Raw genomic sequence first — 3,757 nt, 5'->3', positions numbered from 1 at the left:
TATGCTATACTTGTAACCGATGATTTACTACACACACCTTTTGATGTATTGAGAGTTGCAGAAATGTCCTCAATTACAGATGATTAAGGTGGAGGATATAAACAAAGGGGGAATTTTTTTTGTCAGTAGTAGCAATGAAAAACTTATTAGAAGCAGGTGTTCACTTTGGGCATCAAACAAGAAGATGGAATCCTAAGATGGCTAGATTTATATTTACTCAAAGAAACGGTATTTATATAATAGACCTTCAAAAAACAGTAAAGAAAATAAATGAAGCTTATGAATTTATTAGAGAGATTTCAGCTGATGGCGGTACTATTCTTTTTGTAGGTACTAAAAAACAAGCTCAAGATGCTATAGAAAAAGAAGCTAAGAGATGTGAAATGCCATTTATCAATCAAAGATGGTTAGGGGGTCTTTTAACTAACTATCAAACAATAAGAAAAAGAATAGATAGACTTCATAGAATAGAAGAAATGGAAGAGGATGGAACTTTTGAAGCTCTTCCTAAAAAAGAAGTTATACAAATAAGACACGAAGGAGAAAAATTAGAAAAGTTCCTTGGTGGAATTAAAGATATGGGTAGAATTCCAGACGCTATATTTGTAGTTGACCCACGTAAAGAGAGAATAGCTGTAAAAGAAGCTCATATTTTAGGAATTCCTGTAATAGGAATTATTGATACTAACTGTGATCCTGATGAAATTGATTTTCCAATTCCAGGAAATGACGATGCTATTAGGGCTGTAAAGCTAATAACTGAAACAATGGCAAACGCAGTATTAGAAGGTAAACAAGGTACTCAAAATGTAGATTTTTCTGAAGATGCAGTTAAAGAAGAATCTGAAGAAGTTAAAAATGAAGAATCTCAAGCAGAGGATACTGTAGAAAATATAGAAGCGTAATTAATTTTGAGAGTTCTAAAGCTTGTCTTTGAACTCTCTTTTTTAGGAGGTAAATTATGGAAATAACAGCAGCATTAATCAAAGAATTAAGAGACAAGACATCAGCAGGTATGATGGATTGTAAGAAAGCATTACAAGAGGCAAATGGCGATATAAACAAAGCCGTAGACCTTTTAAGAGAAAAAGGGTTGTCTTCTGTTGCTAAAAAATCAGGAAGAATTGCAAGTGAAGGTATTGTAGAATCTTACATTCACGGTGGAAGAATTGGAGTTTTAGTAGAAGTAAACACTGAGACTGATTTCGTAGCTAAAAATGATGAATTTAAGAGTTTTGTAAAAGATATAGCTATGCAAATTGCAGCTGTAAACCCTAAATATGTAACTCGTGAAGAAGTTCCTCAAGATGCTCTTGAACATGAAAAGAAAGTTCTTACAGAACAAGCTTTAAATGAAGGAAAACCTGAAAAGATAGTTGAAAAGATGGTTGCTGGAAGACTTGAAAAATTTTATGAAGAGATCGTACTTTTAGACCAAAAATTCATAAAAGACCCTGATGTTAAAGTTCAAGATTTATTAAACAATATCTCTGCTAAAATTGGAGAAAAAATTAGTGTAAGAAGATTTGTTAGATATGAAGTTGGCGAAGGACTTGAAAAGAGAGAAGAAGATTTTGCAGAAGAAGTTGCAAAGCAAATAGGACAATAAGGAGCCGACATGGAGCCTAAATATAAAAGAGTTGTTTTAAAGTTATCAGGAGAAGCTTTGGCAGGCGATAGAGGAGTTGGAATTGATATTCCGACCGTTAAAAAAATTTCTGAGCAAATTAAAGCAATTCATGCCTTGGGTGTTGAAACTAGTGTTGTAGTAGGCGGCGGAAATTTCTGGAGAGGCAGAGATTCAGCTGATATGGATAGAGCTACTTCTGACTATATGGGTATGTTAGGAACTGTTATGAATGCTCTTGCTTTTCAAGATTCTCTTGAAAATTTGGGGGTAATGACAAGGGTTCAAACTGCTATAGAAATGAAAGATGTGGCTGAGCCATATATAAGAAGAAGAGCTATAAGACACCTTGAAAAAGGGAGAGTAGTAATTTTTGCAGCAGGAACAGGTAGTCCGTATTTTTCTACTGATACTACTGCAGCTTTAAGAGCTGCAGAAATTGATGCTGAAGTTATACTTATAGCTAAAAAAGGTGTTGATGGAATTTATGACAGTGACCCTAAATTAAATTCAAATGCTAAAAAGTTTAAAGAATTATCATACCTTGAAATTTTAAATAGAGAGTTAAAAATTATGGATACCACCGCAACCTCATTATGTATGGATAATCAAATTCCACTAGTAGTTTTTGGAATTGATGAAGAAAATTCCATATTAAATGTTGTTGAAGGTAAAAATATGGGCACAAAAGTGCGTTAAGGAGAGAATTATGATATCTGATATAAAAAAAGATTCTGAACAGAAAATGTCTAAGTCTATTTCAGTTTACAAAGAAGATCTTCAAAGTATTCGTGCTGGTAGGGCAAATCCAACGTTGTTAGATAAAATTGCAATTGATTATTATGGACAAACAACACCGCTTAACCAAATTGCCGGAATTTCAGCTCCTGAACCAAGATTACTTGCAATCCAACCTTGGGATGCAAATACTATTCCTGAAATTGAAAAGGCTATTTTAAAATCGGATTTAGGAATAACACCATCTAATGATGGGAAAATAGTAAGACTTGTAATTCCTCAATTAACTGAAGAAAGACGTAAAGATCTTATTAAAGTTGTAAAAAAGAACAGCGAAAATGCTAAAGTCGCTCTTAGAAACATCAGACGTGATTCTATGGAAGAGATTAAAAAATTAGAAAAATCTAATGAAATAACTGAAGACGATAGAAAAAGAGCTGAAGATGAAATTCAAAAAATAACAGATAAATATATTGAAGAAGTTGACAAGATTACTAAAGATAAAGAAAGTGAATTGTTAGAAATTTGAGATTAGGGCCCAAAAGGGTCCTAATTTTATATGGAGGAATAATGAGCATTGATATGAGTAATCTTCCAAAACACATTGGTATAATAATGGATGGAAATGGAAGATGGGCAAAAAAAAGAGGGCTTCATAGAACTTTTGGCCACAGAGAAGGTACAAAGAGAGTTATTGAAATAGTAGAAGCTTGTTATAAATTAGAAATAAAATCTCTTTCTCTGTATGCTTTTTCTACAGAAAATTGGAAAAGGCCTGAATCAGAAATATCTAAGCTAATGGATTTATTGATTTATTATATAGAAAATCAACTTGAAAAAATAAAGAAAAACAATATTAAAATTAATGTCTTAGGTGATATTTCTCAATTACCAACCAAAGTAAAATTATCTGTTGAGCGTGCATTGAATGAAACAAAGCATAATGATAAAATGATATTAAATATCGGACTAAATTATGGTGGAAGGGATGAAATTTTAAGAGCTACCAAGTTAGTTGCAGAAGAAGTTTCAAATGGAAATATGAAACTTGAAGATATTACTTCAGATATATTTGAGAATTATTTATATACTTCCGGTCAAGATGAATTAGACCTTTTGATAAGGCCTTCCGGAGAATTAAGAGTAAGTAATTTTATGTTGTATCAATTGGCATATAGTGAATTTTGGTTTTCAGATGTATTATGGCCTGATTTTACAGAAGAAGTTTTGCTAAGTGCTATAAGTGATTTTCAAAAAAGAAGTAGGCGTTATGGGGGAATTGATGAGTGATATACGTACTAGAGCTATAACAGCATTAATAGGATTAATTTTTATTTCTATAGTTTTATTTATAGGAGGAGTTATACTTAAAGGTGCTATTCTATTAGTCAT

General features: G+C 32.2%; 5 protein-coding genes. All 5 read left to right on the top strand.

The annotated features are described in order from the left end of the window. The first annotated feature begins 119 nt into the window (after window positions 1–119). The 5 genes from rpsB to uppS are packed head-to-tail and all read left to right on the top strand — an operon-like array spanning window position 120 to window position 3,655. A complete protein-coding gene (gene rpsB / locus HMPREF9129_RS06240; protein ID WP_040552669.1) occupies window positions 120–905 on the top strand; it encodes a 30S ribosomal protein S2 in 786 nt (261 codons plus the stop codon). A gap of 56 nt (window positions 906–961) precedes the next feature. Beyond that, window positions 962–1,609, top strand: coding sequence for a translation elongation factor Ts (tsf, locus tag HMPREF9129_RS06235; RefSeq protein ID WP_004821594.1), 648 nt, complete (start codon window positions 962–964; stop codon window positions 1,607–1,609). Window positions 1,610–1,618: 9 nt separating this feature from the next. Next, the gene (pyrH, locus tag HMPREF9129_RS06230; RefSeq protein WP_004821593.1) at window positions 1,619–2,326 is read left to right on the top strand and encodes a UMP kinase; all 708 of its coding nucleotides are present in this window, start codon (window positions 1,619–1,621) and stop codon (window positions 2,324–2,326) included. Between the two features lie 10 nt (window positions 2,327–2,336). After that, entirely contained in the window at window positions 2,337–2,894 is a 558-nt protein-coding gene (gene frr / locus HMPREF9129_RS06225) for a ribosome recycling factor (RefSeq protein ID WP_040552666.1), read from the top strand. 41 nt (window positions 2,895–2,935) lie between these two features. Next, entirely contained in the window at window positions 2,936–3,655 is a 720-nt protein-coding gene (uppS, locus tag HMPREF9129_RS06220) for an undecaprenyl pyrophosphate synthase (RefSeq protein ID WP_040552664.1), read from the top strand. The last annotated feature ends 102 nt before the right edge of the window (window positions 3,656–3,757 follow it).

The organism is Peptoniphilus indolicus ATCC 29427 (assembly GCF_000227315.1).
In the GTDB taxonomy this organism is placed as follows: Bacteria; Bacillota; Clostridia; order Tissierellales; family Peptoniphilaceae; genus Peptoniphilus; species Peptoniphilus indolicus.
Note: the sequence above shows the minus strand (reverse complement) of the source record. Positions and strands in the feature narration are given on the sequence as shown.

What these genes read in the sequence shown, in the direction of transcription:
- tsf (WP_004821594.1), top strand. Translation starts at nt 962, where the DNA reads ATGGAAATAACAGCAGCATTAATCAAAGAATTAAGAGACAAGACATCA.
- frr (WP_040552666.1), top strand. Translation starts at nt 2,337, where the DNA reads ATGATATCTGATATAAAAAAAGATTCTGAACAGAAAATGTCTAAGTCT.
- pyrH (WP_004821593.1), top strand. Translation starts at nt 1,619, where the DNA reads ATGGAGCCTAAATATAAAAGAGTTGTTTTAAAGTTATCAGGAGAAGCT.
- uppS (WP_040552664.1), top strand. Translation starts at nt 2,936, where the DNA reads ATGAGCATTGATATGAGTAATCTTCCAAAACACATTGGTATAATAATG.